This is a genomic window from Nonomuraea sp. K271, from assembly GCF_009908215.1.
Classification (GTDB): domain Bacteria; phylum Actinomycetota; class Actinomycetes; order Streptosporangiales; family Streptosporangiaceae; genus Nonomuraea; species Nonomuraea longispora.
The window spans coordinates 15,303-40,774 of sequence record NZ_JAAAHR010000039.1; the positions used below are offsets into that span (position 1 = coordinate 15,303).

Annotated in this window: 21 protein-coding genes; 10 read left to right on the forward strand and 11 right to left on the reverse strand. The window is 71.7% G+C overall.

The features are described 5' to 3' along the window. Positions 1 to 13: 13 nt before the first annotated feature. The 5 genes from GUY59_RS16150 to GUY59_RS16170 all read right to left on the reverse strand — a co-directional run bounded on the left by GUY59_RS16150 (position 14) and on the right by GUY59_RS16170 (position 5,416). The gene (locus GUY59_RS16150) at positions 14 to 1,207 is read right to left on the reverse strand and encodes a CysS/YqeB C-terminal domain-containing protein (RefSeq protein ID WP_138200585.1); all 1,194 of its coding nucleotides are present in this window, start codon (positions 1,205 to 1,207) and stop codon (positions 14 to 16) included. 425 nt (positions 1,208 to 1,632) lie between these two features. Then, on the reverse strand, positions 1,633 to 2,946 hold the full coding sequence (locus GUY59_RS16155) for an acyltransferase family protein (RefSeq protein ID WP_252374908.1): 1,314 nt from the start codon (positions 2,944 to 2,946) through the stop codon (positions 1,633 to 1,635). Between the two features lie 85 nt (positions 2,947 to 3,031). Further along, positions 3,032 to 4,195: an acyl-CoA dehydrogenase family protein gene (locus GUY59_RS16160; protein ID WP_138200586.1), complete on the reverse strand. Its 1,164-nt coding sequence runs from the start codon at positions 4,193 to 4,195 to the stop codon at positions 3,032 to 3,034. A 25-nt stretch (positions 4,196 to 4,220) separates the two neighbouring features. Next, complete coding sequence (locus GUY59_RS16165) at positions 4,221 to 4,733, reverse strand: MaoC family dehydratase (protein ID WP_138200587.1); 513 nt, start codon at positions 4,731 to 4,733, stop codon at positions 4,221 to 4,223. A 59-nt stretch (positions 4,734 to 4,792) separates the two neighbouring features. Beyond that, complete coding sequence (locus GUY59_RS16170; protein WP_138200588.1) at positions 4,793 to 5,416, reverse strand: ACT domain-containing protein; 624 nt, start codon at positions 5,414 to 5,416, stop codon at positions 4,793 to 4,795. A 202-nt stretch (positions 5,417 to 5,618) separates the two neighbouring features. On the opposite strand from GUY59_RS16170, the gene GUY59_RS16175 reads away from it, so the two are divergent. Next, positions 5,619 to 6,698: a serine hydrolase domain-containing protein gene (locus GUY59_RS16175; protein ID WP_138200589.1), complete on the forward strand. Its 1,080-nt coding sequence runs from the start codon at positions 5,619 to 5,621 to the stop codon at positions 6,696 to 6,698. Between the two features lie 33 nt (positions 6,699 to 6,731). On the opposite strand, the gene GUY59_RS16180 is transcribed toward GUY59_RS16175, so the two are convergent. Beyond that, positions 6,732 to 9,845: a bifunctional cytochrome P450/NADPH--P450 reductase gene (locus GUY59_RS16180; RefSeq protein WP_138200590.1), complete on the reverse strand. Its 3,114-nt coding sequence runs from the start codon at positions 9,843 to 9,845 to the stop codon at positions 6,732 to 6,734. A gap of 53 nt (positions 9,846 to 9,898) precedes the next feature. On the opposite strand from GUY59_RS16180, the gene GUY59_RS16185 reads away from it, so the two are divergent. Further along, positions 9,899 to 10,465, forward strand: coding sequence for a TetR/AcrR family transcriptional regulator (locus GUY59_RS16185; protein WP_161714565.1), 567 nt, complete (start codon positions 9,899 to 9,901; stop codon positions 10,463 to 10,465). Positions 10,466 to 10,475: 10 nt separating this feature from the next. Here GUY59_RS16185 and GUY59_RS16190 read toward each other — a convergent pair whose 3' ends face one another. Together GUY59_RS16190 and GUY59_RS16195 are read right to left on the reverse strand one after the other, a co-directional pair. Next, on the reverse strand, positions 10,476 to 10,775 hold the full coding sequence (locus GUY59_RS16190; RefSeq protein WP_132332717.1) for a hypothetical protein: 300 nt from the start codon (positions 10,773 to 10,775) through the stop codon (positions 10,476 to 10,478). Between the two features lie 35 nt (positions 10,776 to 10,810). Next, the gene (locus GUY59_RS16195; RefSeq protein WP_138200592.1) at positions 10,811 to 12,058 is read right to left on the reverse strand and encodes a right-handed parallel beta-helix repeat-containing protein; all 1,248 of its coding nucleotides are present in this window, start codon (positions 12,056 to 12,058) and stop codon (positions 10,811 to 10,813) included. Positions 12,059 to 12,347: 289 nt separating this feature from the next. Here GUY59_RS16195 and GUY59_RS16200 point away from each other — a divergent pair, with 289 nt between their 5' ends. Together GUY59_RS16200 and GUY59_RS16205 are read left to right on the forward strand one after the other, a co-directional pair. Beyond that, a complete protein-coding gene (locus GUY59_RS16200; protein ID WP_138200593.1) occupies positions 12,348 to 13,841 on the forward strand; it encodes a glycoside hydrolase family 13 protein in 1,494 nt (497 codons plus the stop codon). Between the two features lie 65 nt (positions 13,842 to 13,906). Continuing rightward, positions 13,907 to 15,250 (forward strand): HAMP domain-containing sensor histidine kinase, encoded by a 1,344-nt coding sequence (locus tag GUY59_RS16205; protein ID WP_138200594.1) that lies wholly within the window; start codon positions 13,907 to 13,909, stop codon positions 15,248 to 15,250. Positions 15,251 to 15,275: 25 nt separating this feature from the next. Here the strand turns inward: GUY59_RS16205 and GUY59_RS16210 are convergent, their stop codons facing one another. Then, positions 15,276 to 15,938 (reverse strand): cation:dicarboxylate symporter family transporter, encoded by a 663-nt coding sequence (locus tag GUY59_RS16210; RefSeq protein WP_289513860.1) that lies wholly within the window; start codon positions 15,936 to 15,938, stop codon positions 15,276 to 15,278. Between the two features lie 10 nt (positions 15,939 to 15,948). On the opposite strand from GUY59_RS16210, the gene GUY59_RS16215 reads away from it, so the two are divergent. The 5 genes from GUY59_RS16215 to GUY59_RS16235 all read left to right on the forward strand — a co-directional run bounded on the left by GUY59_RS16215 (position 15,949) and on the right by GUY59_RS16235 (position 22,330). After that, on the forward strand, positions 15,949 to 17,307 hold the full coding sequence (locus GUY59_RS16215) for a sensor histidine kinase (RefSeq protein ID WP_138200595.1): 1,359 nt from the start codon (positions 15,949 to 15,951) through the stop codon (positions 17,305 to 17,307). Then, a complete protein-coding gene (locus GUY59_RS16220) occupies positions 17,304 to 17,969 on the forward strand; it encodes a response regulator (RefSeq protein WP_138200596.1) in 666 nt (221 codons plus the stop codon). The genes GUY59_RS16215 and GUY59_RS16220 overlap by 4 nt, the downstream gene beginning before the upstream one ends. Before the next feature lie 73 nt (positions 17,970 to 18,042). Then, complete coding sequence (locus GUY59_RS16225; protein WP_138200597.1) at positions 18,043 to 20,079, forward strand: N-acetylneuraminate synthase family protein; 2,037 nt, start codon at positions 18,043 to 18,045, stop codon at positions 20,077 to 20,079. Between the two features lie 23 nt (positions 20,080 to 20,102). Then, positions 20,103 to 21,089: a glycosyltransferase family 2 protein gene (locus tag GUY59_RS16230; protein ID WP_138200598.1), complete on the forward strand. Its 987-nt coding sequence runs from the start codon at positions 20,103 to 20,105 to the stop codon at positions 21,087 to 21,089. After that, the gene (locus GUY59_RS16235) at positions 21,086 to 22,330 is read left to right on the forward strand and encodes a polysialyltransferase family glycosyltransferase (protein WP_171055360.1); all 1,245 of its coding nucleotides are present in this window, start codon (positions 21,086 to 21,088) and stop codon (positions 22,328 to 22,330) included. Before GUY59_RS16230 ends, GUY59_RS16235 begins: the two co-directional genes overlap by 4 nt. 16 nt (positions 22,331 to 22,346) lie before the next feature. On the opposite strand, the gene GUY59_RS16240 is transcribed toward GUY59_RS16235, so the two are convergent. Both GUY59_RS16240 and GUY59_RS16245 read right to left on the reverse strand, forming a co-directional pair. Next, positions 22,347 to 23,600 (reverse strand): DUF6716 putative glycosyltransferase, encoded by a 1,254-nt coding sequence (locus GUY59_RS16240; protein ID WP_138200599.1) that lies wholly within the window; start codon positions 23,598 to 23,600, stop codon positions 22,347 to 22,349. Continuing rightward, entirely contained in the window at positions 23,597 to 24,553 is a 957-nt protein-coding gene (locus GUY59_RS16245; RefSeq protein WP_138200600.1) for a hypothetical protein, read from the reverse strand. Before GUY59_RS16245 ends, GUY59_RS16240 begins: the two co-directional genes overlap by 4 nt. Positions 24,554 to 24,650: 97 nt before the next feature. Here GUY59_RS16245 and GUY59_RS16250 point away from each other — a divergent pair, with 97 nt between their 5' ends. Beyond that, positions 24,651 to 25,472, forward strand: coding sequence for an aldo/keto reductase (locus GUY59_RS16250; RefSeq protein ID WP_138200601.1), 822 nt, complete (start codon positions 24,651 to 24,653; stop codon positions 25,470 to 25,472).

Below are 25,472 nucleotides of genomic sequence, written 5' to 3' on the forward strand. Positions count from 1 at the left end.
GGACATCGTGACCTCAGGAAGCAGGGGTCCAGCGAGGGCCGTCGGGGGTGTCCTCCACGACCACCCCGCCTTCGAGCAGCGCCGTACGCAGGGTGTCGGCGAGCTCGTAGCGGCCCTCGTCGCGCAGCCGGGCGCGTAGCGCGAGCAGCGGCTCCACCAGGGCGTTCAGGCCCAGGGCGCGCAGGCGAGCGGTCGAGGCCGGTTCGCCGAGCCGGGCGATGAGCAGCCGCATCAGCTCCCTGGCCTGCTCGACCCCGCCGGAGTCCTCCTCCGTGTCGGCGGCCCATTTGACGATCTCGGCCTCCAGATCGAGAACGGCCTGCGCGGCGGCCACCATGTCGGGCCCGGCGACGGCGGCGTTGAAGCGTTGTTCGCACGCGTGGGCGGTCTCCTCCAGCGTCGCCCCGGCGGGCACAGCGGCGGGTCCGGGGCCGGGCGGCGTCGGGACGGTGACGCCGGCGCCGCCCTCAACCAGGCGCCGGAGCTCGCCGAGGTCGGTACGGGTGCCGGCGGGCAGGGTGATGGACGAGCCCGGCCGCCGGACGGTCAGGCCGCCCCTGCCGGCCACGTGCGCGGACTCGTTCGCGAGGTCGATGACGAGCGCCGTGTGCTCGTCGAGGCCGAGCACCGCGGTGCCGGACGGCAGCTCGCGTTCCATGCGGGAGAGCCGGCGCTCGCCGAGGTAGCAGTAGCGGGTGTCGTGGGTGCCTCCTTCGGCGTTGTCGAAGTGGGGGATCACCACGGCCCGCAGGCCGAGCGGCTCCAGCAGGTCGAGTCCTGCGCGCCAGTGGGGGTCGGCGCCCGCTTTGTAGATCTCGTAGACCGGCACGGTGGCCAGGCCCGCCGTGCAGGCCGCGGCCGAGGCGAGGACGGTCACCCCCCGGCGGGCGCGCAGCCGGGCCCGCAGGTCGCCGGCCACGCCCGAGGCGGCCCACCTGTCGAGTGCGTAGGTGGGGCTGCCGGGGCCGGAGAACACCCAGTCGGCGCCGGTGACGCCGGCCGCCACCTCGACGTCCAGGCCGACGCTGCGGGCGAAGTAGCGGCAGGCGCGGGCGGAGATGTCGGCGCGGTTCTCCTGGAAGGCGTAGGGAGTGTCGAGCAGTACGGCCCGCGCCCCGGCGGGCAGCCTCCGCGCCGCGGCGCGGTGGACCTCGACCATGGTCGGGCTCGTCTCCCCCGACCCCATCAGCACCAGCGAACCGGGCATGCCTGTCGGCCTCTCTCTCGCACCTCATCGACTACAGCCGGGCCGGCCGGGCTGTTCAAGAGCGGAGCGCGAATGCGCATGGGACGTACCTGCATGTGAATGGCAGTAAGTTGGTGGCGGTGACGGGAAGACACGTGGTCTCGGTGGAGACGCTGATGCTCAGGGCAGGCTCCGGCAATCGCTGGTCCTACCGGCATGCACGTACCCATCCGGAGCGCGGCGAAAGCCCCGACGAGGCCGCCCGGCGGCTCAGCGGGGTCGCCGCCGCGGATCCGGCCACCGTCGTGCACTCCACGAGCTGGCGCTACGAACCGGGCGGCGAGATCGTCCTGACCTACGCGGTGTGCCCCGATCCGGAGCCGTGGCTGCCCGCGGTCGAGGTGCCCGTGCTGGAGATCGCGCGCGGCCTGGCGCCCGCGACACCGTCACCCGACCGGGTCGCCCTGGCCAACGTGGTCGCGCACGCCGTCAGGCACCTCGGCTTCCTGCTCGCCGAGGACGCCGTCGTCGCGCGGGCGCTCCGGCTGCGCCCGGACATCGCCCGGGCTCTCGAGCCGGTGGCCGCTCCTGCCTGACAGGCGCCGGCCGAGCTCCTGCATGGGCTTCTCGACGAAACGGTAGGTGAGCGCGCTGCCGGCCAGGATCAGGATCATGACCAGCACGCTCATGCCGATCTGCACCGGCAGACCCGCCTGGCGCAGGTCGCCCGTGACCGCCACGAAATATTTCAGCAGCGGATGGTGCACCAGGTAGAGCGAATAGCTGATCAGCCCGAGCCAGGTGAGCACCCTGGGCAGCCGCCGCCCGCGCAGCGCCATGCCGCCCGCGAACGTCAGGCCGGCCAGCGCGATCGTGGTCAGCCACACGTCGCCCTGCACCCACCACCAGCCACTCGTGACGGCCCACAGGGGCGCGATCACGACCAGCGCCGTGGTGACCGCGACCGGCCACAGCCGCCCGTCGCCGCGCTCCCAGCGGTGGATGGCCGTGCCGGCGAACATCACCGCGACCACCGCCACGCCCAGCCACGGGACCCGGCTGCTCAGCACCAGCAGCAGCAGCGCCATCACCCCGAGCACGCAGGCGGCGGTGGTGCGGAACCTGCCCGTGATGACGCACGCCAGCCCGGCCGCGAACACCGCGCACGACACGTACGCCGGCCAGACGCCCGCCATGAGCGCCCCCGACGTCACCAGGCCGACCACGACGGCGCCGGCCGCGAACACCATCGCCAGCAGCCCGCTGTAGCCGTGGCCCCTGAGCAGGAACAGCGCCGTGACCAGCAGGTAGAACACCATCTCGTACGACAGCGTCCACATCGTGTCGGCCATGCCTCCGACGCCGACGACGTCGAGCAGCATGGTCGCGTGTGCGGCCACGGCGCTCGCGTCGCGCGGGACGGCCTCGCGCACCGGCACCCACCAGGAGAGGGCCAGCACCATGGCGATCACGGCTAGGTAGAGCGGGTAGAGGCGGAAGAACCGGCTGAACCAGAACGCGCGCACGTCGCCGTGGCGTTCGAGGGAGACGGGGATGATGTAGCCGCTGACCAGGAAGAACACCAGGATGCCGTAGACGCCGATGTTGAACCAGTAGGGCCGTAGCTGGGGGATGAACCAGGGCAGCATGTGTTCGGCCACCACCGCCAGCGCGCCGATGCCCCTCAGGGCGTCCAGCCAGGCGAGCCGGGCAGCGGGCAGCGGGCGGGGGGACGCGGAGGCGAAGGTGGCTGCGGACACCCGCACCAACCTACCCGTAACGGGCCGGGTGATGCGGCCCGCACGGCGTTCGCACTCCGCGGAACCCCTGGAAAAACGGCCCGTGTCACCAGCCGAGGCGGCCCTTGCCGGAGACGAGCGCACGGGCGATCACCATGCGCTGGATGTCGTTGGTGCCCTCCCCGATGGCCATGAGCGGCGCGTCCCGGTAGAGCCGTTCGACGACGTACTCCTGCGAGTAGCCGTACCCGCCGTGGACGCGCATCGACTCCAGCGACGCCTTCAGCGCCACCTCCGAGGCGAAGTACTTCGCCATGCCCGCCTCCATGTCGACCCGCTCCCCCCTGTCGGCCCGCGCGGCCGCCCAGTAGGTGAGCAGGCGGGCGGCCTGGATCTCGGTGGCCATGTCGGCGAGCTTGAGCTGGATGGCCTGGAAGCCGGCGATCGGCTGCCCGAAGGCCGTGCGTTCGCGGGCGTAGCCGAGCGCCGCGTCGTAGGCGGCCTGGGCGACGCCGACGGCGCGGGCCGCGATGTTGACGCGGCCGATCTCCAGCCCGCCGAGCACCTGCTGCATCCCGCGCCCTTCGACGCCTCCGAGCAGGCAGGACACCGGCACGCGCACCGCGTCGAGCACGACCTCGCACGTCTCGGTGCCCTTGTAGCCGAGCTTGGGCAGATCACGGCTGACGCTGAAGCCCGGCGTGGACGGGTCGACGAGCAGCACCGACATGCCTCTGTGCGCCGGCTCCTCGACCGAGGTCTTGACGAGCACGGGCAGCGGGTCGGCGTGGCGGGCGTTGGTGATCCACGTCTTGGTGCCGGTCACGACGTAGTGGTCGCCGTCGCGTACGGCGCGGGTCCCGATGCCCTGCAGGTCGGTGCCCGCGCCCGGTTCGGTGAGCGCGATCGCGGTACGGCGCACGCCGCCGGCCAGGTCGGGCAGATGGCGCTCCTTCTGCTCCTCGGTGCCGTGGCGGGCGATCATCCAGCAGGCCAGCGAGTGGGAGCCGATGGTGCCGGCCACGCCCATCCAGCCGCGTGCGATCTCCTCGAAGACGAGGGCGAACGACACCATGTCGGCGCCCATCCCGCCGTACTCCTCGGGCACGCTGAGGCCGAACAGCCCCATCTGCTTCATCTTGCCGATGATCTCGGCCGGGTATCTGCCGGAGCGCTCCCACTCGGTGGCCACCGGCAGGATCTCCTTGTCCACGAACGCCCGCAGGGTCTCGCGGAACGCCTTCTGCTCGTCCGTCAGCTCGAAGTCCATGGCTTCCGATCCGTCGAAGGGGTCATCAGAGGGGGCCGGTCCTGGCCTGCGGGAAGTGGTTCTTGTCGTGCGGGGCGTCACGCTTGTAGACCATGACGGTGCGCGTCCACGACATGATCTCGTCGCCGTCCTGGTTGAGCCCGCGCGTGTAGCAGGTGACGATGCCCGCGTACGGGCGCGATCGTGACTCGCGTTTCGCGGTGACCTTCGACTCGGCGTAGACGGTGTCGCCCACGAACACCGGGTGGGTGAGTCGGATGCCCTCCCAGCCGAGGTTCATGATCGCGGTCTGGCTGACGTCGATGACGGAGAGGCCGAGCACGATGGCCACGGTCAGGCCGGAGTTCACGATGATCTTGCCGGTGGGCGCCTGGGCGGCGAAGTGGGCGTTGAAGTGGTTCTGGTTGGTGTTCATGGTCAGGAGCGTGAACCAGGTGTTGTCGGCCTCGCTGATGGTGCGGCCCATGGGGTGCTGGTAGACGTCCCCGACGGTGAAGTCCTCGTAGTAGCGGCCGATGCTGGGCTCGTGAACGGTCAAGGGCGGCTCCTGTTCACACCGGTCGACGCGTTCACGTTAGTGACGAGGTGATTGCCCGGTCAATCACCCGCGCGTACCGACGCGTGGCGGGCGGCGAGCGTGGCGACCACGTCCACGATGCGCGCGGCGCGCTCCACCTCGGCGCGGTGGAACACCGGCCCGCCGGCCCTGGCGACCACCACGTGCAGGCCCTGGGTGACCACCGGCAGCACCATCAGCCGCAGCTCGCGGGCGTCGACGGTCATGGCCCGAGGCGGGCGGTCCGGAGGCTCGAACTCCGCGGGGGCGGCCAGCGAGGCGTGCCGTACGGCCCCGTCGGCCACGGCCACCGACCATTCCGCTCCGCACAGTCCGGGCAGCGCGTCGACCAGCGTGGCGAACCCCCGTGCGGGCTCGGCCGCGACGTGCGTCAACAGGTCGTAGTCGGGGGCGGATCCCGGCATCTCCCTGGTCTGCCAGACTCCTTCGACGCGTACGCCGGGCATGGAGGACAGCCGCTCGCGCGCCTCGCACGGGGTGATCGGGCCCGGCCAGGAGACGGTGAAGTCGTCCACGGCCCGGCCGCACTCGCGTTCGAGCACGACGACCTGCAGGATGTCGGCCCCCAGCGCTCCCAGCGCCTTGGCGACCTGCCCCAGACCGCCCGGTCTGTCGGGTAGGGACACCCTCAGTCGCAGCAGCATCGCGCCCCCCTTTCCAGAGGTTTCCACAGTGCCGTGGCGACATTTCGAGCATGTTCCACGGATGTGTCGCACATGCTGCGGTTTATATCCCAGCATGCAGCGTTAAGTCCGGATTGTCGATAAAGGGTGGTGCGGTTTTCCGCAGGTCATCGTATGGCGCACCGCATGGCCCGGTCCTCCCCTCATTTCTACAGTCGTCCCCATGATTTCCGTCAAGATCGCCGCTCTTTCGCTCGTTCTCACCTCTCTCGCGCCCGGGAACGACCGCCTGGAATCCCTCGAACGGCAGCTCGGCGACCTGGTGAAGGCCAAGGCCATGTCGGCGGCCCTGGTCAGGGTCAGCGACAAGGGCAAGGACTGGACGGCCGCGGCCGGGTACCGCGACGTGGTCTCACGCGAGCCGGCCGACCCCGAAGGCCATTTCCGGATCGGCAGCGTCACCAAGACGTTCGTGGCCACCGTCGTGCTGCAACTCGCCGACGAAGGCCGGCTGAAGCTCGGCGACCGCGTCTCCGAACACCTGCCCGGCGCGTTGCCCGAGGGCAGCCCGATCACGGTGCGGCAACTGCTCGGCCACACCAGCGGGCTGTTCGACTACGCGGGCGCCGGCATCCCCGGCTGGTCGCTGCGCGACTTCCGGCCGGTCGAGTCGCGCTACGACCAGACGCCGGAGGAACTGCTGGCCGTAGGGCTGTCCAGGCCGCCCTACTTCAAGCCCGGCAAGGGCCGGCGCTACTCCAACACGAACTACGTGGTGGCCGCCATGCTGATCGAGAAACTGACGGGCGGCTCGTACGCCGACGCGATCACCGCCAGGATCCTGCGCCCCCTCCGCCTGACCCACACGTCCCTGCCGGGCCACCGGCAGTCGATGCCCCGGCCGCACGCCCGCGGCTACGTCCTCCACAAGGGCAAGATGGTGGACGCCACCCGGATCAACCCCTCCCTGGAGTACGGCGCCGGCGAGATGATCTCGACCACGGCCGACCTGACCCGCTTCCTCGGCGCCCTGCTGGGCGGGAAGCTGACCAGCGCGTCCGCGCTCAGGCAGATGCGCGCCACGCAGCCGGCGGGCGATGGCCAAGACTACGGGCTCGGTTTGCAGAAGTTCGGCACGACGTGCGGCAAGAGCCTCCACGGCCACAGCGGCGGCATCTTCGGCTACCTCACGTACGCGCTGCGCTCGGACGACGGCCGCACCCTGGTGATGTCCGGCAACCCCTACAGCGGGACGACCCCCGCCGACGCCCTGCAGAAGGCCCTGGACACCACGTTCTGCTGACCAGCCCGCACGTCCGGGGCCCTCGACGGAGCGTCAGGCGAAGACGTCCTGCTGGTAGCGGCCGTCCGCCTCCAGCCCGGCCAGCCACCCCGCGCCGTCGCGGCCGGTCGCCCGCTGGTGGACGTCCAGCAGCGCCTGCCGCACGGCCGGCGCCATCCGCAGGCCGTCGCCGCAGACGTAGACGTGGGCGCCCTGCTCCAGCAGCTCCCACACCTCGTCCGCGCGCGCGGCGACGGCATCCTGCACGAACCGGTAGGGATGCCCCGGCACCGCGGAGTACGCGGCGTGCACGGTCACCGTGTCCGAGGCGGCCCAGGCGGCCAGCTCGCCCGCGTAGAGCTGGTCGTGGGCCGGGTGACGGCAGCCGGTGAAGACCGCGGCCGGTCCGCTCGCGCCGGTCAGCGCCCGCTCCTCCAGGAAGCCGCGCAGCGGCGCGAACCCGGTGCCTGGCCCGACGAGGACCACGGGCGTGGCCGGGTCGGCGGGCAGCCGGAACGGCGGCGCGGGGACCCGCACGTAGCCGTAGAAGACGTCGCCCTCCCTCAGCCCGGCCAGGTACGCCGAGCACATGCCGTGGTAGGTGCCGGAGCCGGACCAGGCGGGCCCCTCGACCAGGCCGACGGTGAGCCGGACGAGCCCGGGATCGGCCAGCGGCGAGGAGGACACCGAGTAGTAGCGCGGCCTGATCGGCCCGGCCATCTCCAGGAACGCGGGCAGCGGCAGCTCGATCGCGGGGAAACGGTCGAGCAGGACCAGCGGGGAGATCCGCTTGGCGAGGATCTCGTCGGCGTAGTTCGCGGTCAGCTCGGCGATCTGGCCGCGGGTCCACGGGCAGGCGGTGTGCGCGGCCAGCGCCTCCAGGTCGGACCTGGTGGCGACCTCCTGCAGCTCCGCGAACTCGGTCAGCAGCAGGCCCGCCGTGACCGGCGTGCCGACGGGCAGGTGGGTGGCTCCGGCGGCGCGCAGCCGTACCACCTGGTCGCGGGGGACGCGCAGGCGGCCGAGCGCCCACTCGACCAGCTCGGGGTCGTTCTTGGCGAAGACGGCCACGTGGTCGCCCGCGGTGTACGTGACGCCCTCGGGCAGCCTGGCCACGATGGTCCGCACGCCGGGGCGGGGCGCCTCGATCGAGAAGTCCCAGAGTCCGGCGGGGTCGCCGGTCAGCTCCTCGGTGGAGACGACGGTCAGCGGGAAGGCCCGCTCGGAGACGACCGCCGGCCTGACCTCGGTCTCGCTGAGCACCTCCATCTCGTAGCGGGGGCCCACGCCGGCCGTGGGCGCGCTGTACTCCTCGGCCAGCGCCTCCCACAACCGCGCCGTCCAGGCCGACACGTCGCCGTCGAAGTCGCCGTCCGTGTCGGCCTCGCCACGCTCGACCAGGGGCACGGCTCCCGCCGCCGTCAGCTTCTCGTACGCCCGTCTCGGAAATTCCTGGTAGGTGGGCCACTGCGTGTTGCCGCACCCCAGCACGGCCAGCCGCACCCCGGACAGGTCGGGCAGCGACTCGAGCGCGTCGAAGCGCTGGGCGTTGTCGGGAGCCTTGCCGTTGTAGGAGGAGGCGACCACGACGAGCAGGCCCCCGGCGGGCGGCGTCAGCTCGTCGAGCGACGTCAGCGTGGTGGCGAAGCCGGCCCGCCCGGCCCGTTCGGCCAGGCGTTCGGCGATGTCGGCGCTGGTGCCGAGGTTGGAGCCGTAGGCGACGGTGAGCGGCACGCCGGTGACGGCGATGTCCTGCTGCTCGCTCTCGCGCACGTCCGGCAGGGCCATGGCCGTCCGCTCGTGGGCGCGGCGCTCACGGACCCTGAGCGTGAAGCCGTCGGGCTTGAGGGTGAGCATCTGCTTGATCTTCATGCGGTAGACGCCCGGGTCGGACAGGGCGAACCGCCGCAGGACCAGCGCCAGGGCGAGCCTGGCCTCGGTGAGCGCGAACTGGCGCCCGATGCAGGCCCGCTCGCCGTTTCCGAACGGCTTGTACGCCGCCGGGCGGTGGGCCACGCGCTGCTCGGGCAGCCAGCGGTCGATGTCGAACTCGCCGGGCCTGTCCCACGCCTTGGGATGGCGGTGCAACGCCGGCAGCAGCACGGCGAGCCTGGCGCCTTCGGGCAGGGCGTAGTCGCCGAGCGTGGTGGTGGTCTCGACCGGGGTCACGCCGAACAGCGGAATCGGCGACCAGACACGCAGCGTCTCCTCCAGGATGCGGGGGATCACGTCGAGCTTCATGATCGTCTCGTACGCCGGCGGCTCGTCGTCCGGCAGCAGGCGGTCCACCTCGTCGTACGCGCGGGCCAGGGTGTGAGGCTCGCGCAGCAGGTTGTACAGCGCGAAGGAGAGCAGGCCGCTGGTGGTCTCGTGCCCGGCGATGAGGAAGGTGAGGACCTGGTTGCGGATGTTCTCGTCGGACAGACGGGCGCCGCTGCGCGGGTCGGACGCCTCCAGCATGAGCCCGAGCAGGTCCTTCGAGCCGGTACGGCCCTCGGCGCGGCGCTGGCTGATCACGTCGTCGACGAGGTCGTGCATGGTGGCGATGTCGCGCCGGTAGGTCTCCTCGCGCTTGCGCTGCAGCCTGGTGACGAGCGGGAGCTGCTGGTTGCGGAGCATGGCCTCGGTCAACGCGCCGCCCATGGCCTTGAGGAACGGGTGCAGCTCGGGCGAGTCGAACGACTGGAAGCGGTAGCCGAACCCGGTGAGCGAGATCGTGTCCAGGGTGAGCCGGGTCATGTCGTCGGCGACGGGAAGGTCCTCCCCCTGACGGCCGGCCCACGAGGCGACGAGCTGCTCGGCGACCTCCAGCATCTGCGGGTAGTACGCCTTCATCGAGCGCTGGCTGAAGGCCGGCATCAGGATGCGGTGCGCCTGTCCCCAGACGGGTTCGTCATGGTCGGCGGTGAACAGCCCGTCGCCGGCGAAGTCGCGCACGATCGACAGCGGCGGGCCGATGCGCTTGACGAACCGGCTCTCGTCGCACACCTCCGCGACCAGGTCCGGATCGTACACGAGGACGAGGACGCGACCGGCGATCTCGAGCCGGTAGATGCCCTCGTCGTACTGGGAGGCGACCTTGACGAAGTGGTCGACCGGGGCGTGCGAGGGGATCTGCAGCGTGTTGCCCACGACGGGCAGGCCCGGCGGGGCGGGGATGCGTGCCATGAGAGCTCCCTTGAGTAGCCATACACCGTATGGCGGACGCTACCATACGGCGTATGGCTGTGAGCGCGCGCAGAGGGACGCCTCTGACGCTGGAGGAGATCAGCACGACGGCACTGCGCCTGATCGACGAGGGCGGCGTGGAGGCGTTGTCCATGCGCAGACTGGCGGCCGAGCTGGACGTCAACCCGATGTCGCTCTACCACCACGTGGCGAGCAAGGACGCGCTGATCCGGCTGATCTGCGGCACGATCCAGCAGCGCGTGCACCTGCCGGAGGACGACGGCACCCCCTGGCAGGACCAGCTCCGGCTCCTCGCCCTGGCCTACTACCGGCACGCGCGCAGCCACCCGGCCATGTGGACCTATCTGCACGCCCACTGGGAGATCATCGAGGACCGTACGCTGGCGATCTGGGTGACCCTCTACCGCATCCTGCGCATGGCCGGGGTGCCGGAGCCCGAGTTGCGGCGGACGAGCGACGTGCTGCACGCGTTCGTCACCGGGCTGATCACCACCGAGCTCCAGGGCCACGGGCCGGACGACCCCGAGGAGACGGCCCGCACCTTCGACACGGCCGTGCGCCTGATGATCAACGGCCTGGCGAGCTATTCCGCCCGTTAGCCGGGCGGGCTCAGCCGGCGGCCGCCCAGACGGCCTCGAACGCCTCCTCGGTGATCTCGGTGAGCTCCCAGATCTCCAGCGGCTGGTCGGTCAGGAAGCCGTCGTCGTCCTGCAGCCGCCGCCACCAGTAGCGGCGGGCGGCCCGGTCGGCGCCCACCTCCACCTGCCTGACCGCCCAGTGCTCGCCGTCGCCCTCGACGCTCTCGAACAACCAGGCCCGCCCGTCCTCGTCGCCCATGTGCCAGTAGCGGCGTGGGGCGTCGGACTCGGCGAGCTGCCTCACCAGCGGAGCGCGGACATCGTGGAGCACACGGTTCACTTTAGACCCGGCGGACGGGCCGCGGGTCAGCGCTGATAGGCCCCCGCGTCGGGCGAGCCGGTCAGCGCCTTGCCCTTCATGTCCTTGGCGAAGGCCTTGCCGCCGTACCAGGACGGGGGAAGGGCGATGCCGCGGCCGAGCGCCGGGGAGCCGGGACGTAGCCGCAGGTCGGTGCGCGAGGTGAACATCGGGTCGGCCTTGACCGACTTCGGGCCCAGCTTGAACCTGTGCTTGCGGCCCTTGTAGACGCTGCCGCCCTCGTCGGCGCCCTTGCCGTCCGCGAAGCCGGTCTCGCCGCCGACCACGATCACATTGTTGCGCAGCTTCAGGATGGACGGCGCGCAGCCGTCGTGGCAGGACCAGCCGACGGTGTGCTTGGCCGGCAGGTAGACCGAGTTGTGCACGGCGACCGTGCCCTTGACCGGGCCGACGATGTGGCGGGGGCCGCGGGTGACGAGGAAGGAGCCGCGCTTCCGGGAGGAGGTGACGACGTTGAAGGCGAACACGTTGCCGGTGGCCGTCTTGCCCTTCTTGGCCCCGAGCTCGGTGAACGTCACATTGTTCCTGGCGATGTTGTGGGTGACGCGGTTGCGGTCGCCGCCGAAGACCTCGACGGCGGCCCCGTCGTGGCCGTAGTCCTTGCTCTTCGCGAAGCTGCCGGTGATGGTGTTGCCGGTCACCACGTTGTCGTCGCCGTTGAGCAGCACGCCGAAGGCGCCGGAGTCGTTGTCGCCGCCCTTGTCGTTGACGCTCATCCGGTTGTTGTCGGTGAAGACGCTGTCACGGATGGTGTTGCGGGCGCCGGAGGGCGTGACGAAGGCGCCGGCGATGTTCTTGTCGGCCTCCACGCCGATCAGCTCGTTGTCGTGGCCGTCGATCTGGAACCCGGCCCAGCGGCAGCCGGAGGCCCGCAGGCCGCTGATGCGCCAGTGGTCGCCCTTGACGACGACGCAGTCGTCGTCCGAGCCGGTGATCTTGGGCCTGGCTCCTGAGCCGTGCGTCGTGAGCGTGATCGGCTTGGCCTTGGTGCCGCTGGAGGTGAGGGTGAGGGGGCCGGTGAAGCCGCTGCCGCGCCTGACGCTGACGGTGTCGCCCGGCTCGAGGTCGGCGACGGCCTTGTCGAGCGTCTTCCACGCGGTGCTCGCGCTGGTGCCGGCGGCCGCGTCGTCCCCCGCGCGGGAGTCGACGTAGTACGTCGTTCCCGCGTGAGCCTGGGCTGCGGCGGGAGCGGCAGGCAGGAGTGAAACGATGACGGCTACGGACAACGGCCTCATGCGAGCACACCACTATCTATTTGAAACATGGATCACTGGGAAAGCAACCGTAGCGTGATCATCGCGCGGGACGCCAGAACTCCCCGAACCCCTGACCTCTCCGTTATGCGCCGCGGGAATTACGCAACCGCGCCGACGGACCAGCGGCCCGTCCGGCCTCGTGACCGGCTCCGTGCGGGACGACGTGATCTCTGCAACTTTCCGCAAGTTGCACTTGACCCCCGGAGAACGGTCGCGCCATCCTTCACCAGAAGATCCCGACATCTCGGACATCCGAGGGAAGGACACCATGCTCGGCAACGACGACTGGTGGCGCGACGCCGTCGTGTACCAGGTGTATCCCCGCAGCTTCGCCGACTCCGACAGGGACGGCGTCGGAGATCTCGAAGGCGTGCGCGGGCGCCTGCCCTACCTCGCGCGCCTGGGCGTGGACGCCATCTGGCTGAGCCCCTTCTACACCTCCCCCATGGCCGACGGCGGCTACGACGTGGCCGACTACCAGGACGTCGACCCCATGTTCGGCACGCTCGGCGACTTCGACGCGCTCGTCGCCGACGCGCACGAGGCCGGCATCAGAGTCATCGTGGACCTTGTGCCGAACCACACCTCCGACCGGCACCCGTGGTTCCAGGCCGGGATGCGCGACCGCTACATCTTCCGCGACCGCCCCAACGACTGGGAGTCGATCTTCGGTGGCCCCGCGTGGACCCAGGTCGAGGACGGGCAGTGGTACCTCCACCTGTTCGCCCCGGAACAGCCCGACCTCAACTGGGAGAACCCCGACGTACGCGCCGAGTTCCGTGACATCCTGCGCTTCTGGCTCGACCGGGGCGTGGACGGCTTCCGCATCGACGTGGCGCACGGCATGGTCAAGGCCGAGGGGCTGCCCGACGTGGGATCCAAGGACGGACGACAGGCCGAGATGCTCGGCGGCGAGCAGGTGCCGTACTTCGACCAGGACGGCGTGCACGACATCTACCGCGAGTGGCGGCCGATCCTCGACTCCTACCCGGGCGGCAGGATGGCGGTGGCGGAGGCGTGGGTGCCCTCGCCGGAGAGGCTGGCCCGTTACATCGGCCCGGACGAGCTGCACCAGGCCTTCAACTTCGACTTCATGCTGGCCGACTTCCACGCCAAGTCGTTCCGTACCGTCATCGAGAAGTCGCTGAAGGAGGCGGAGCTGGTCGGCGCGCCCACCACGTGGGTGCTGTCCAACCACGACAAGCCGCGCCACGTCACGCGCCACGGCGGCCTGGCCCGCGCGCGGGCGGCCACCCTGCTCATGCTGGCCCTGCCCGGCTCGGCCTACCTCTACAACGGCGAGGAGCTGGGCCTGCCCGAGGTGCTCGACCTGCCGGACGAACTGCGCCAGGACCCGGCGTTCCTGCGCCGCGGCGACAGCCGCGACGGCTGCCGGGTGCCGATCCCGTGGACGAGCTCCGGCGACATGGGATGGACGGACCCGTGGCTGCCGATGCCCGCGTCGTGGGCGGCGCTGTCGGCGCAGGCCCAGGAGGACGATCCCGGCTCCACGCTGAACCTCTACCGGGCCGCCCTGCGGATCCGCAAGGAGCACCCGGCGCTCGGCGGCGGGACGCTCACGTGGCTCGACTCTCCCGAGGACGTGCTGGCCATCGAGCGCGACCCCGGCCTGGTCGTGGTGGTCAACACGGGTGAGGAGCCGGTGCGGCCCGGCGTGACGGGGGAGGTGCTGGTGACCAGCGGGCCGCTGCCGGGCGACGGGTCCGTGCCGCCCGACACCACGGTCTGGCTCCAGCGCTGAACGGTTGGGCGAATCTTTGTCCTGACGCGGCATACAGCAGCGGTCACCCTCGGTAACCTCGGGGGGTGGCACCCTGGTGGGCCAGGTCCCTGCGCGGACGCGTGACCCTCATCGCGACGGCTGTCGCCGCCCTCGTGTTCATCCCTCTCGCCATCGTCGGCATCGTGGTTTCCAGATCCGTCATCGAGGCGAACGTCTTCCAGTCGACGAGGGACACCGCCGAGCGCATCGCCGCCGAGATGCGCGGCGGCGCGCTGCCCGCGGGCGCCGCCATCCCGGTGGTGAACCCGCCGGTCGACCTGATCCAGGTCGTCGGCCCCAGCGGGCAGATCCTCGCCACGAGCGACGCGGCCAGGAACCTACCGCCGCTCAGCGACGTCCGTCCCAGCAAGGAGACCCAGGACATCAGCACCGTCAACTGCCTGCCGACCGAGTGCGTGCACCTGTCGGCGGTGCGGGTGACCATCTTCGCCGACTCCCCTGTCGTCTACGCCGGCCGCAGGACCCCCGAGGTGCTCGACACCCGCGTTCTGGACGTGATCGTCTTCGTCCAGGTGGCGGTGCTGATCGGGCTGGCCTCGTGGACCACGTGGCTCGTCACGGGCAGGGCGTTGCGGCCGGTGGCGGTCATGCGGTCCGAGCTGAACGCCGTCGGGGCCGGCGACCTGAGCCACCGCGTCTCCCAGCCACCGGGCGACGACGAACTGGCCCAGCTCGCCCGCTCGGTCAACAACACCCTGGCCCGGCTCGAACGGTCGGCCGAGCAGCAGCGCCAGTTCGCCTCCGACGCCTCCCACGAGCTGCGCACCCCCATCGCCGGGCTGCGCGCCCAGTTGGAGAGCGCCCAGCTCTATCCGGACGACACCGACGTCGAAGCGCTGGTGGCCGGCAGCCTGCGCGACACCGACCGCCTGCAGGCCATCATCACCGACCTGCTGCTCCTGGCCAGGATCGGCTCCCAGGCGGACACCGCCAAGGAGCGCATCGATCTGGCGTTGCTGGTGCGCCAGGAGCTGTCCACCCGCTCGGACAAGGTGCCCGTCCAGGTGAAGCTGGCCGAGGGGGTGGTGATCGAAGGGGTACGCGTCCAGCTCAGCAGGGTGCTGACGAACCTGCTGGACAACGCCCAGCGGCACGCCGAGTCCCGGGTCCTCGTCAAGGTTTCCCGCGCGGACGGCATGGCGGTACTGGCGGTGGAGAACGACGGCATGGAGATCGCCGTGGAGGACCGCGAACGCATCTTCGAACGCTTCACCCGACTCGACGCGGCCCGCAGCCGCGACGCCGGCGGCACCGGGCTGGGCCTGGCCATCGCCCGGGACGTGGCGGAGGCGCACGGCGGCCGGATCGCGGTCGAGGAGTGCCGGGGCGGGGCGAGGTTCGTCCTGCGGCTGCCGCTCGCGGAGTGACGGCGCACTCGCCTCGCGCACCGGGTTAGACCTTCGTCATCTCGCGGCCGGACCCGGCTTCCTGCGGCTCGGTCTCGTCCAGCAGCGTGGCCTCGTCGAACGGCGCCTGGCCGGCCAGCACCCGGCCCGCGCGCTCGCGGTCGAACTCGCCCGTCCAGGTGCCGACGAGTACGGCGGCGACGGCGTTGCCGGCGAAGTTGGTCAACGCCCTGGCCTCGGACATGAACCGGTCGATGCCGACGATGAGGCCGACGCCGTCGACCAGTTCGGGCCGGTGCGCCTGCAGGCCGCCCGCCAGCGTGGCCAGCCCGGCGCCGGTCACGCCCGCGGCCCCCTTGGACGCGATCATCATGAACACCAGCAGCGCCACCTGCTCGCCGAACTCGAGCGGCGAGCCCGTGGCCGTGGCGATGAACAGCGTGGCCATGGTCAGGTAGATGGCGGTGCCGTCGAGGTTGAAGGAGTAGCCGGTCGGCACGGTGATGCCCGCGACCGTCCTGCTCACGCCGAGATGCTCCATCTTGGCGATGAGCCTGGGCAGAGCCGTCTCCGACGACGAGGTCGACAGGATGAGCAGGAACTCGCGGCCGAGATAGCGCAGCAGCCCCCACAGGTTGATCCTGGCCACCAGCCACAGGATGGCGCCGAGCACGACGCCGACGAACAGCACGCAGGTCACGTAGGGCACGGCCAGGGCCGTGGCGCTCAGTGTGGCGGCCTCTCCGGACGTGCTGGACGCCCTCGGCGACCCCGACCCGTCGGGGCGGCTGCAGCCGTACGCGGAGCGGGTGCGCGGCGCGACCGGCGTCGACTTCATCACGATCATGCGGCCGGACGGCACACGCTACACGCACCCCGACCCGGCCAGGATCGGCGGGCGGTTCCTCGGGCACACCGGGCGGGCGCTGGCGGGCGAGACGGTCACCGAGACGTACACGGGCACGCTCGGGCCGTCCAAGCGGGCGGTCACCCCCGTCATGGCGGGCGGCCGGGTGCGGGCACTGGTGAGCGCCGGCATCACGATCGACAGGATCAGCGCCAGGCTGCTCGACCGGCTCCCCTGGGCCGGGCTCGTCGTGGCGCTGGCGCTCGGCCTGGGCGCGGCGGGGACGTGGCTCGTCACCGCGCGCCTGCGCCGCCAGACGCACGGGCTCGGGCCGGTGGAGCTGGGCCGCATCCACGGCCACCACGACGCCGTGCTGCACGCGGTCAGGGAGGGGCTGCTGCTCGTCGGCAAGGACGGCGCCCTGACGTTGTGCAACGACGCCGCCCGGCACCTGCTCCGCCTGCCAGCGGATGCCGAAGGGCGGCACGTGGCCGAGCTGGGCCTGGCGGAGTTGGCGGCCGGCGGGGAGGAGCGCGTCCGCCTGGCCGGCGACCGGGTCCTCGCCGTCAACGTCGCCGCGAGCGAACTGGGCACGGTGGTGACCGTACGCGACCACACGGAGCTGCAGGCGCTGACCGGTCAGCTCGACGCCGAGCGCGGTTTCGCCGACTCGCTGCGCTCTGCCGCGCACGAGGCGGCCAACCGGCTGCACACGGTCGTCACGCTGGTGGAACTGGGCCGTACGGAGGAGGCCGTGGCGCTGGGGACGGCGGAGCTGCGGGCCGCGCAGGAGCTGACCGACCGGGTGGTGGGCGCGGTGCGCGAGCCGGTGCTGGCGGCACTGCTGCTGGGCAAGAGCGCAGAAGCCGCCGAGCGCGGCATCGAGCTGGTGATCACGCAGGACAGCGAGCTCGACGACCCCGGCCTGGATCCGCGCGAGCTCGTCACGATCGTGGGCAACCTGATCGACAACGCGATTGACGCGGCCGGACGGGTGGAGGTGCATCTGAGCGCGGACGAGCGGGGCCTGCTGATCCGGGTGGCCGACGACGGGCCCGGGCTGACCGGGCAGGAGGCGTTCGAGAAGGGATGGACGACCAAGGGCGACGGACGCGGGCTCGGCCTGGCGCTGGTGGGCCAGGCGGTGCGGCGGCTGGGCGGTTCCATCGAGGTGGCGGGGTCGGTGTTCACCGTGCGCCTGCCCGCACCGGCGGCGGGGAGGGAACGATGATCTCCGTACTGGTGGTGGAGGACGAGGAGATCACCGCCGAGGCCAACCGCATCTACGTGGGGCGGGTGCCGGGGTTCGAGGTGGCGGGCGTGGTCAGGTCGGGCGGTGAGGCGCTGCGGTTCCTGCGCGGGCGGCAGGTGGACCTCGTCCTGCTCGACCTGTACCTGCCGGACATGCACGGGCTGGAGGTGGTGCGGGCGGTGCGCGCGGGCGGGCTCATGTGCGACGTGATCGCCGTCACGTCCGCGCGCGACCTGGCCATGGTCCGTTCCGCGGTGTCGCTCGGCATCTCCCAGTACCTGCTCAAGCCGTTCACCTACGCGGCACTGCTGGAGAAGCTCACGCGTCACGCCCGGTTCAAGGACGAGGCGGGCCTGGCCATCGGGCAGGGCGACGTGGACCGCGTGCTGGGCACCCTCAGGGGCAGTTCGGAGCTGTCGAAAGGCCTGGCGAGGGACACGCTGGACGCCGTGGCGGCGCGGCTGCGCGGGGAACCGGACGGCATGGCCGCGCAGGCCGTGGCCGACGCCGTCGGAGTGTCCAGGGTGACCGCGCGCCGCTACCTGGAACACCTGGTGGAGCTGGGGGTGGCCGAGCGCGCGCCGCGGTACGGAGGGGTGGGCCGGCCAGAGTTGCTCTACCGGATCCCCATGGAAAGTTAATGGCAGTGACGCTGGCCGTTCAACCCGGCCTTCTAGCTTCTGGGTGCGATCCCACGTACCGAGGAGACCCACCGTGCGAGTCCTGGCCGTAGTTCCCGCCCGCGGAGGTTCGACGGGCGTTCCCCTGAAGAACCTCGCCCTGGTCGGGGGCGTCCCCCTGGTCACCCGCGCCGTACGGGCGTGCCTGCGCGCCGACCTCGTGGACGAGGTCGTGGTCAGCACCGACCACGCGGGCATCGCCGAGACCGCCAGGCTGGCGGGCGCGACCGTGGTGGTCCGGCCCGAGGAGCTGAGCGGCTCGACGGCCTCCAGCGAGTCGGCGGTGCTGCACGCGCTCGACGCCCTCGGCGCCGACCCCGAGGTCGTGGTGCTCGTGCAGTGCACGAGCGCGTTCATCGACCCCGCCGACCTGTCGGCGGCGGTGCGCAGGGTGCTGGACGGCCAGGCCGACTCTGTCGTGTCGGGGCTGCCGACGCACGAATTCCTATGGACGGCGGCCGGCGGGGGCATCAACCACGACCCCGCTGTCAGGCCGCGCCGCCAGGACCGCGAGCCCCAGTTCCGCGAGAACGGCGCCTTCTACGTCATGCGCACCTCCGGCCTGCGCGAGCGCGGCCACCGCTTCTTCGGCGAGGTCGCCGTGCAGCCGGTGCCGCCGCAGCACGCCATCGAGATCGACAACCCCGAGGACCTGGAGCTGGTACGCGCGCTGGCGCCGTTCCTCGACGGGCCGGAGCCGGTCGACGTGGACGCGGTCATCACCGACTTCGACGGCGTGCACACCGACGACCGCGCCTACGTCGACTCGGAGGGCCGGGAGATGGTCCTGGTCAGCCGCTCCGACGGGATGGGCGTGTCGCTGCTGAAGCGGTCGGGCGTGAAGGTGCTGGTGATGTCCACCGAGCGCAACCCGGTGGTGGCCGCCCGCGCCCGCAAGCTGGGCGTGCCGGTGCTGCAGGGGCTGGCCGACAAGCGCACCGTGCTGCGCGACTGGCTGGACATCGAGGGCCTCGACCCGGCCAGGGTCGCCTACGTCGGCAACGACGTCAACGATCTGGGCCCGATGGCCGAGGTCGGCTGGCCGGTCGCGACGCCCGACGCGCACCCGCGCGTGCGCGCCGCCGCCCGCGTGGTGCTGACCAGGCCCGGCGGGTCGGGGGCGGTGCGTGAGTTGTGCGACCGGGTCGTGGCCGCCCGTCCTGCGGCTCCGGTGGCGGAGGCGAGGGCGGAGCGCAGGCTCGGCCCGGTGAGCATCGGCGACGTGCCGGTAGGCGACGGCGAGCCCGTCTACGTGATCGGCGAGATCGGCATCAACCACAACGGCGACCTCGACATCGCCCGCCGCCTCATCGACGTGGCGGCCGACGCGGGCTGCCAGGCGGTCAAGTTCCAGAAGCGCACCCCGTCGATCTGCGTGCCCGAGGAGCAGAAGGGGCAGATCCGGCAGACGCCGTGGGGCGAGATGACGTACCTGGAGTACAAGGAGCGGACCGAGTTCGGTCACGACGAGTACCGCCAGATCGCGAAATACTGCGACGAGCGGGGGCTGCACTGGTTCGCCTCTCCGTGGGACGTGCCGTCGGTGGAGTTCCTGGAGGAGATGGACGTCCTGGTGCACAAGGTGGCCTCGGCCGGCGTCGCCGACCACGAGCTGCTGCGCGTCCTGGCCGCCACCGGCAAACCGGTCATCCTGTCGACCGGCATGTCGACGTTGACGGAGATCGACCAGGCCGTCGAGATCCTCGGCACCGGCAAGCTGATCATGATGCACGCGACGTCCACGTACCCGCTGCCTCCCGAGGAGGCGAACCTGCGCACGATCACCACCCTGAAGGAGCGCTACGGGGTGCCCGTCGGGTACAGCGGGCACGAGCGCGGCCTGCAGATCTCGCTGGCCGCCGTGACGCTCGGCGCGGTCTGCGTGGAGCGCCACATCACGCTCGACCGCACCATGTGGGGCTCCGACCACGCGGCCTCGCTGGAGCCGGCGGGACTGGAGCACCTCGTACGCGACATCCGCATCATCGAGCAGGCCATGGGCGACGGCGTCAAGCGCGTCTTCCCCGGCGAGGAGGCCCCCAAGGCCCGCCTGCGCCGGGTGACGGTCTGACGTCCCCGGCAGGAGACCGCACGTTGATCACTCTTTCCGTCGTCGTCCCCGTGCGGGACGGCGAGCGGTACATCGCCGACGCGCTGGCCTCGCTGTGCCGCAACGCCCGGCGCGACTTCGAGTTCATCGTCGTGGACGACGGGTCGAAGGACGCCACGGGCGACATCGTCGAGGACTTCCTCCTCGACCTGCCCGGGCTGAGCGTGCTGCGCAACCGCACTCCCGTGGGGCTGGCCGACGCGCGCAACGCGGGCCTGTCGGCCGCCTCCGGCCGGTACGTCACGTTCATGGACGGCGACGACTGGCTGGCCCCCGGCTATCTCGCGAGGCTCGTCGAGGCCGTGGAGGGGCTCGGGTGCGACTTCGTACGCACCGACCACGTCCAGGTCGAGGGCCGCAAGCGGGTGGTGCACCGGGCCCCGCTGGCCGCCCCGAGGGGTACGGTGCTCGACGCGCGCGGCTCCATCATGCCCGCCGGGGTGCGGACCATGGTGGACTACCCGTACGCGTGGGCCGGGATCTACCGGCGTTCCCTGGGCGACCTGCTGCACTTCCCCGGCTCGCTGCACACCGCCGAGGACCGCCCGTGGATCTGGCGGCTGCACAGGGAGGCCGCCACGTTCGCCGTGGTGTCGCTGGCCGGCGTGTTCTACCGGCGCCTGGTGTCCGGGTCGCTGACGCAGGTGGGCGACGAGCGTCAGCTGCACTTCTTCGACGCGTTCGAGCTGGTGTTCAAGGACCTGGAGCGGGAGTTCCTGCCCAAGGCGGTGCGGAACTTCTGCGCGCTGCTGGCCCACCACCTGGACATCGGCGACCGTCTCACGCCCGAGCTGCGCGCCCGCTTCGAGGAGCGCGGCGCCGAGATGGTGGGCAGGCTGCCCCCTGACCTGGTGACGGAGTCGGTGGCGCGGATGGCCTGCGAGCGCGAGGCCCTGCTGCGGGCCCTGGTGCCCGGCCTGCCCCCCAGCCCGCACATCCGGGTCCGCCGTGACCGGGAGGAGCCCCAGTGAAAGTCTTCTACGCCTCCACGCTGTTCGGAGCGATGTCCCTGGCCGCGGCCGTGGACGACGGCCGGTTCGGCGCGGGCCGGCGCGTGCTCGTGGTGTCCGACAACGCGGCCGTGCCCGAGGTGACGGCACCGCTCGACGAGTCGCCCGGCTTCGCGCCGCTGCGCGGCCGCTTCGACCAGGTCGTCTCGTGGAACGAGCTCATCGCCCCCCTGCATCCGTCCGACTGGCGGGCGCGCGTCATCGAGGTGCCGATGCTGGAGCGCCTCATCCGTTCCCACTGGGGGCTGGACGGGGTGGAGGAGCTGGTGCTGGAGTCGATCGCGGTGCCGCCCGCCCGTACGATCGCGGGGCTGGTGCGCGACTGCCCGATCACCGTCTACTCCGACGGGCTGATGAGCTACGGCCCGACCCGCGACCCGCTGCCCGCCGAGATCTTCCGCCGCGTCGGGCGGCTGCTCCACCTGGACCTCGTGCCGGGCCTGAGGCCGCTGCTGCTCAGCGAGTACGGCGTCGCGCCCGAGATCCTGCCCGGCGAACGTTTCCTCGCGGTGCTGGACGAGGTGTCCGCCGCCACGCCCGCCCCGCCGCACGGTCAGGCGATGATCCTCGGCCAGTACCTGTCGGCGCTGGAGATCGTCACGCCGGAGGAGGAGGCCGCGCTGCACGAGACGATGCTGGCGGCGCTGGCCGCCCGCGGCTACACCGACGTCGTGTTCAAGCCGCACCCGGCCGCCGGGCGCCGGCACGCCAGGATGCTGCGGGCGGCCGCCGCGCCCTTGGGGGTGAGCCTGTCGGTGGCCGCCGGAAACGTGCCCGCCGAGGTGTGCTTCGCGGCGCTGCGGCCCGAACTGGTCGTGGGCTGCTTCTCCACGGGGCTGATGACCGCGCGGCGCTACTTCGGGCTGCAGGTCGCGTCGTACGGCACCGGCATGGTGCTGGAGCGGCTGACGCCGTACGAGAACAGCAACAGGATCCCGGTCACGATCGTGGACGCGCTGCTGCCGCGGTTGTCGGAGGAGGGCGTGATCGAGCGGCCGCCCACCCTCGACCTCCCCGGCCTCGTACGGACGGTGGGCTACTGCATGCAGGCCGACACCTACCCCGAGCTGCGGCCGGAGACCATCACGTTCGACGCCCGCTACTTCAAGCGCAGGCGGCTCGAGGCGCTGGACCTGGTGGCACCGCCCGCCAGGCCCACCGCGCTGACCAGGCTGCGCAGGAAGCTCAGATCAGGGATCTGAGCATCCCTCACAGCGCTCAGGACAGGGCTTTCAGATAGCGGCGCATGCGGCGCTTGGCGCGGTAGCCCGCCCGCACCATCGTGGGATGGAGCTCCACCCGCAACCGGGCCTTGCGCCGGGCGGCGGCGTGCTCAGGCCCGTCCAGCAGCGACCGGGCCGGCTCGCCCGGCCGGGCCCTCACCAGCCCGGCCAGCAGCTCCGACCAGTCGCCGCGCTCCGGCGGGTGGAAGTAGTTGGCCGCGCACCACTCGGCCGCGGCGGCGCGGAAGTCGCCCTTGGCCAGGTCGTCCAGTGTGCCCAGCAGGCCGCTGCCCTCGAACACCAGGTTGATCATCTGGGCGCTGACGCCGAAGTCGCTCAGGACCAGTGAGGGTACGCCGAGCGCGATGGCCTCCAGCGCCGCCGTCGAACTCACCGTGACGAACCCGGCCGCCCGCGTCAGCTGGTCGTGCATCGACCCGGCGGCGAAGGTGAGCCGCCCCGGCTCGCCCATCTCCCGCCACAGCCGCTGGTAGTGGTGGCGTTCGTTGTGCGTCTGCCGCTCGTCCTCCAGGGCGCGCAGCTTGACCACCACGTCCAGCTCCGGCCGTCGCCCAGCGAGCTCGGCCAGGGCCAGCAGGATTCGCTCGCGCTCCTCGCGCGGGCGCGGCACCTTGGCCTGGGTGGCGAACACGATCCTGTTCCCGCCCCCGGCGACCGCGCCGGGACGCAGGAACGGCAGCCTGGCCAGGCCGACCGCTCCGCCCCCGCCGAGCCGGCCGGCGATGTCGCGGAACTCGGCCACCTCCCGCTCGCTGTGCACCACGAACAGGTCGCAGCCGCTGCGGAACAGCCACGCCTTCTCCGTGGCCGGCACCGAGATGCCCGGCAGCCCGCTGACGAACACGGGCCTCGGCGTCAGCCCCGCGAACACGTCGGAGACCAGCACGTCCACCACCGGGCCCGTGCAGGCCACGAGGATCACGTCCGGCCGCGTGCGCTCGGCCAGCCGGCGCACCGACCGCGCCGACATCACCGGCGGCCCGATCGGCGGCCCGATCGGTGGCCCGGTCAGTGGCCCGGTCAGTGGCCCGGTCAGTGGCGGGGCCGGTGCGCCGCTCCCCGGGCCGTCCGCGGGCCCGCTCACCGCCGCGGCGATCTGCTCGGGCGAGGGCGCGATCGGCGTCCGCACCACCGCCAGCTCCGTCACGCAGCCCGCGGGCAGGTCGCCGAGCAGGCAGGCAGCCCACTTCAGGTACGAGTCGGAGTCGGCAACCGCCAGCACTCTCACCCGGTCACTCCAGTCAAATGCGAGCGCAGGGCGGGTTCCGCCCTGCTGGTCCACCAGTCATCGGGAACGTTCACGGGCTCGATGGCGACACCGCGCGGACTGAGCAGCACCCGCAGCGAGGTGATCGCCGTCGAGGGGAGGCTGAGGACGCGCTGGCCCGCGTCCAGCCCGCGCAACGTCAGCTCGGCGGGCGCGCCCGCGTCGTGCACGGTGATGCCGGGACGCTCCCGGATCAGGGCCACGTCGACGGGGTCCTCGCGGCGGTGCGGGTAGTAGGCGAGCGGCTCCCGCGCCGCCAGCTCGGTCAGCCAGCGCAGATAGTGGTCGCGGTGCACGAGGCCGTTCCTGACGAGCGAGGTGCCGAGCACGACCGTGCGCTCGGCCGGCCCCTGCGTGCTGGGCGGCTGGGCGCGCAGCCAGGCGAAGTCGTGGCGTACGAGATCGACGCCGGTACGGCGGACGGCGGCGGCCAGGTCGTCGGCCACGGGCAGCGCGGTGAAGACGGAGACGTCGCTCACGCGCAGCCGCAGGGCGGCCGCCAGGCCGAGCGCGGAGCGCGGCGCGGTGGGCTTGGCGCGGGCCCGCAGCAGCGGCCGCCGGGGCCCGGCGGCCAGCAGTTCCAGCAGCCGCAGCGTGGCCAGCCCGTCGTCGACGATGACGATGCGTCCCGAGGTGAGCCCGGTGCCGGAGGTGAGCCAGCGCAGCTGGACCTTGCCGGAGAAGGCGTCGCCGACGGCGTGCACGCGCCTCGGCATGGCGTCGCGCGGTTCCGCGAGTTCGAGCCCGTCGGGCAGCCCGAGCGCGCGCAGCTCCCGGCGGGTCGCCTTCAGCGGGCGAAGCCCCGCCCGCGGCACGACGGCCGTGGCGGGCCCGAGGAGCCCGGCGTGGTGGGCCTCGACGGCGCACAGCATCTGGAGCGGGGACTCCACCCAGGCCGACGCCTGTTCGACCACTCCAGTCCTCCCAGCCGGGTGATGGCGCGTTCACGACCGCTTCAAGCTAGCCCGGCCGCCTTAAGCGGCCAGAAACGGTACGTGAACAATGGGACCCATGAACTCGCTCATGCTCAACACCGACGGCGTCCAGATCCCGCAACTCGGCTTCGGCGTCTGGCAGGTCCCCGCCGACGAGGCCGAGCAGGTGGTGGCGACGGCGCTGCGGGCCGGCTACCGGCACATCGACACCGCCGCCGCCTACGGGAACGAGGAGGGCGTGGGGCGTGCCGTGCGCGCGTCCGGCCTGCGCCGCGAGAAGGTGTTCGTCACCACCAAGCTGGCCAACGCCGACCACGCCCGCGCGGAGGAGGCCTTCGACGAGAGCCTGGCCCGGCTGGGGCTCGACTACGTCGATCTCTATCTCATCCATTGGCCGGTGCCGAAGCAGGACAAGTACGTCCAGGCGTGGAAGGCGATCGAGAAGATCCACCGTGACGGGCGGGCCAAGGCCATCGGCGTGTCCAATTTCACGGCGGGCATGCTCACCCGGCTGATGAACGAGACCGACATCGTGCCCTCCATCAACCAGATCGAGCTCCATCCCTACTTCCAGCAGCGGGAGACGCGGGCCTTCCACGAGGCCAACGGCGTCCTCACGGAGGCGTGGAGCCCGCTCGGCCAGGGCCGGGGGCTGCTGGAGGATCCGGCGCTGGCGCTGCTGGCGGACAAGCACGGCAAGACGCCCGCGCAGATCGTGCTCCGGTGGCACCTGCAGCTCGGCAACGTCGTCATCCCGAAGTCGGTGACGCCGTCGCGGATCGCGGAGAACATCGACGTGTTCGACTTCATCCTCGATCCGGAGAGCATGGCCGCCGTCGGCGCGCTGAACAGGGGCCTTCGCTACGGTGGTGATCCTGACACGTTCAACGTGATCTGA

What these genes read in the sequence shown, in the direction of transcription:
- GUY59_RS16150 (WP_138200585.1), bottom strand. Translation starts at nt 1,207, where the DNA reads ATGCCCGGTTCGCTGGTGCTGATGGGGTCGGGGGAGACGAGCCCGACC.
- GUY59_RS16160 (WP_138200586.1), bottom strand. Translation starts at nt 4,195, where the DNA reads ATGGACTTCGAGCTGACGGACGAGCAGAAGGCGTTCCGCGAGACCCTG.
- GUY59_RS16170 (WP_138200588.1), bottom strand. Translation starts at nt 5,416, where the DNA reads ATGCTGCTGCGACTGAGGGTGTCCCTACCCGACAGACCGGGCGGTCTG.
- GUY59_RS16175 (WP_138200589.1), top strand. Translation starts at nt 5,619, where the DNA reads ATGATTTCCGTCAAGATCGCCGCTCTTTCGCTCGTTCTCACCTCTCTC.
- GUY59_RS16180 (WP_138200590.1), bottom strand. Translation starts at nt 9,845, where the DNA reads ATGGCACGCATCCCCGCCCCGCCGGGCCTGCCCGTCGTGGGCAACACG.
- GUY59_RS16185 (WP_161714565.1), top strand. Translation starts at nt 9,899, where the DNA reads ATGGCTGTGAGCGCGCGCAGAGGGACGCCTCTGACGCTGGAGGAGATC.
- GUY59_RS16195 (WP_138200592.1), bottom strand. Translation starts at nt 12,058, where the DNA reads ATGAGGCCGTTGTCCGTAGCCGTCATCGTTTCACTCCTGCCTGCCGCT.
- GUY59_RS16200 (WP_138200593.1), top strand. Translation starts at nt 12,348, where the DNA reads ATGCTCGGCAACGACGACTGGTGGCGCGACGCCGTCGTGTACCAGGTG.
- GUY59_RS16220 (WP_138200596.1), top strand. Translation starts at nt 17,304, where the DNA reads ATGATCTCCGTACTGGTGGTGGAGGACGAGGAGATCACCGCCGAGGCC.
- GUY59_RS16250 (WP_138200601.1), top strand. Translation starts at nt 24,651, where the DNA reads ATGAACTCGCTCATGCTCAACACCGACGGCGTCCAGATCCCGCAACTC.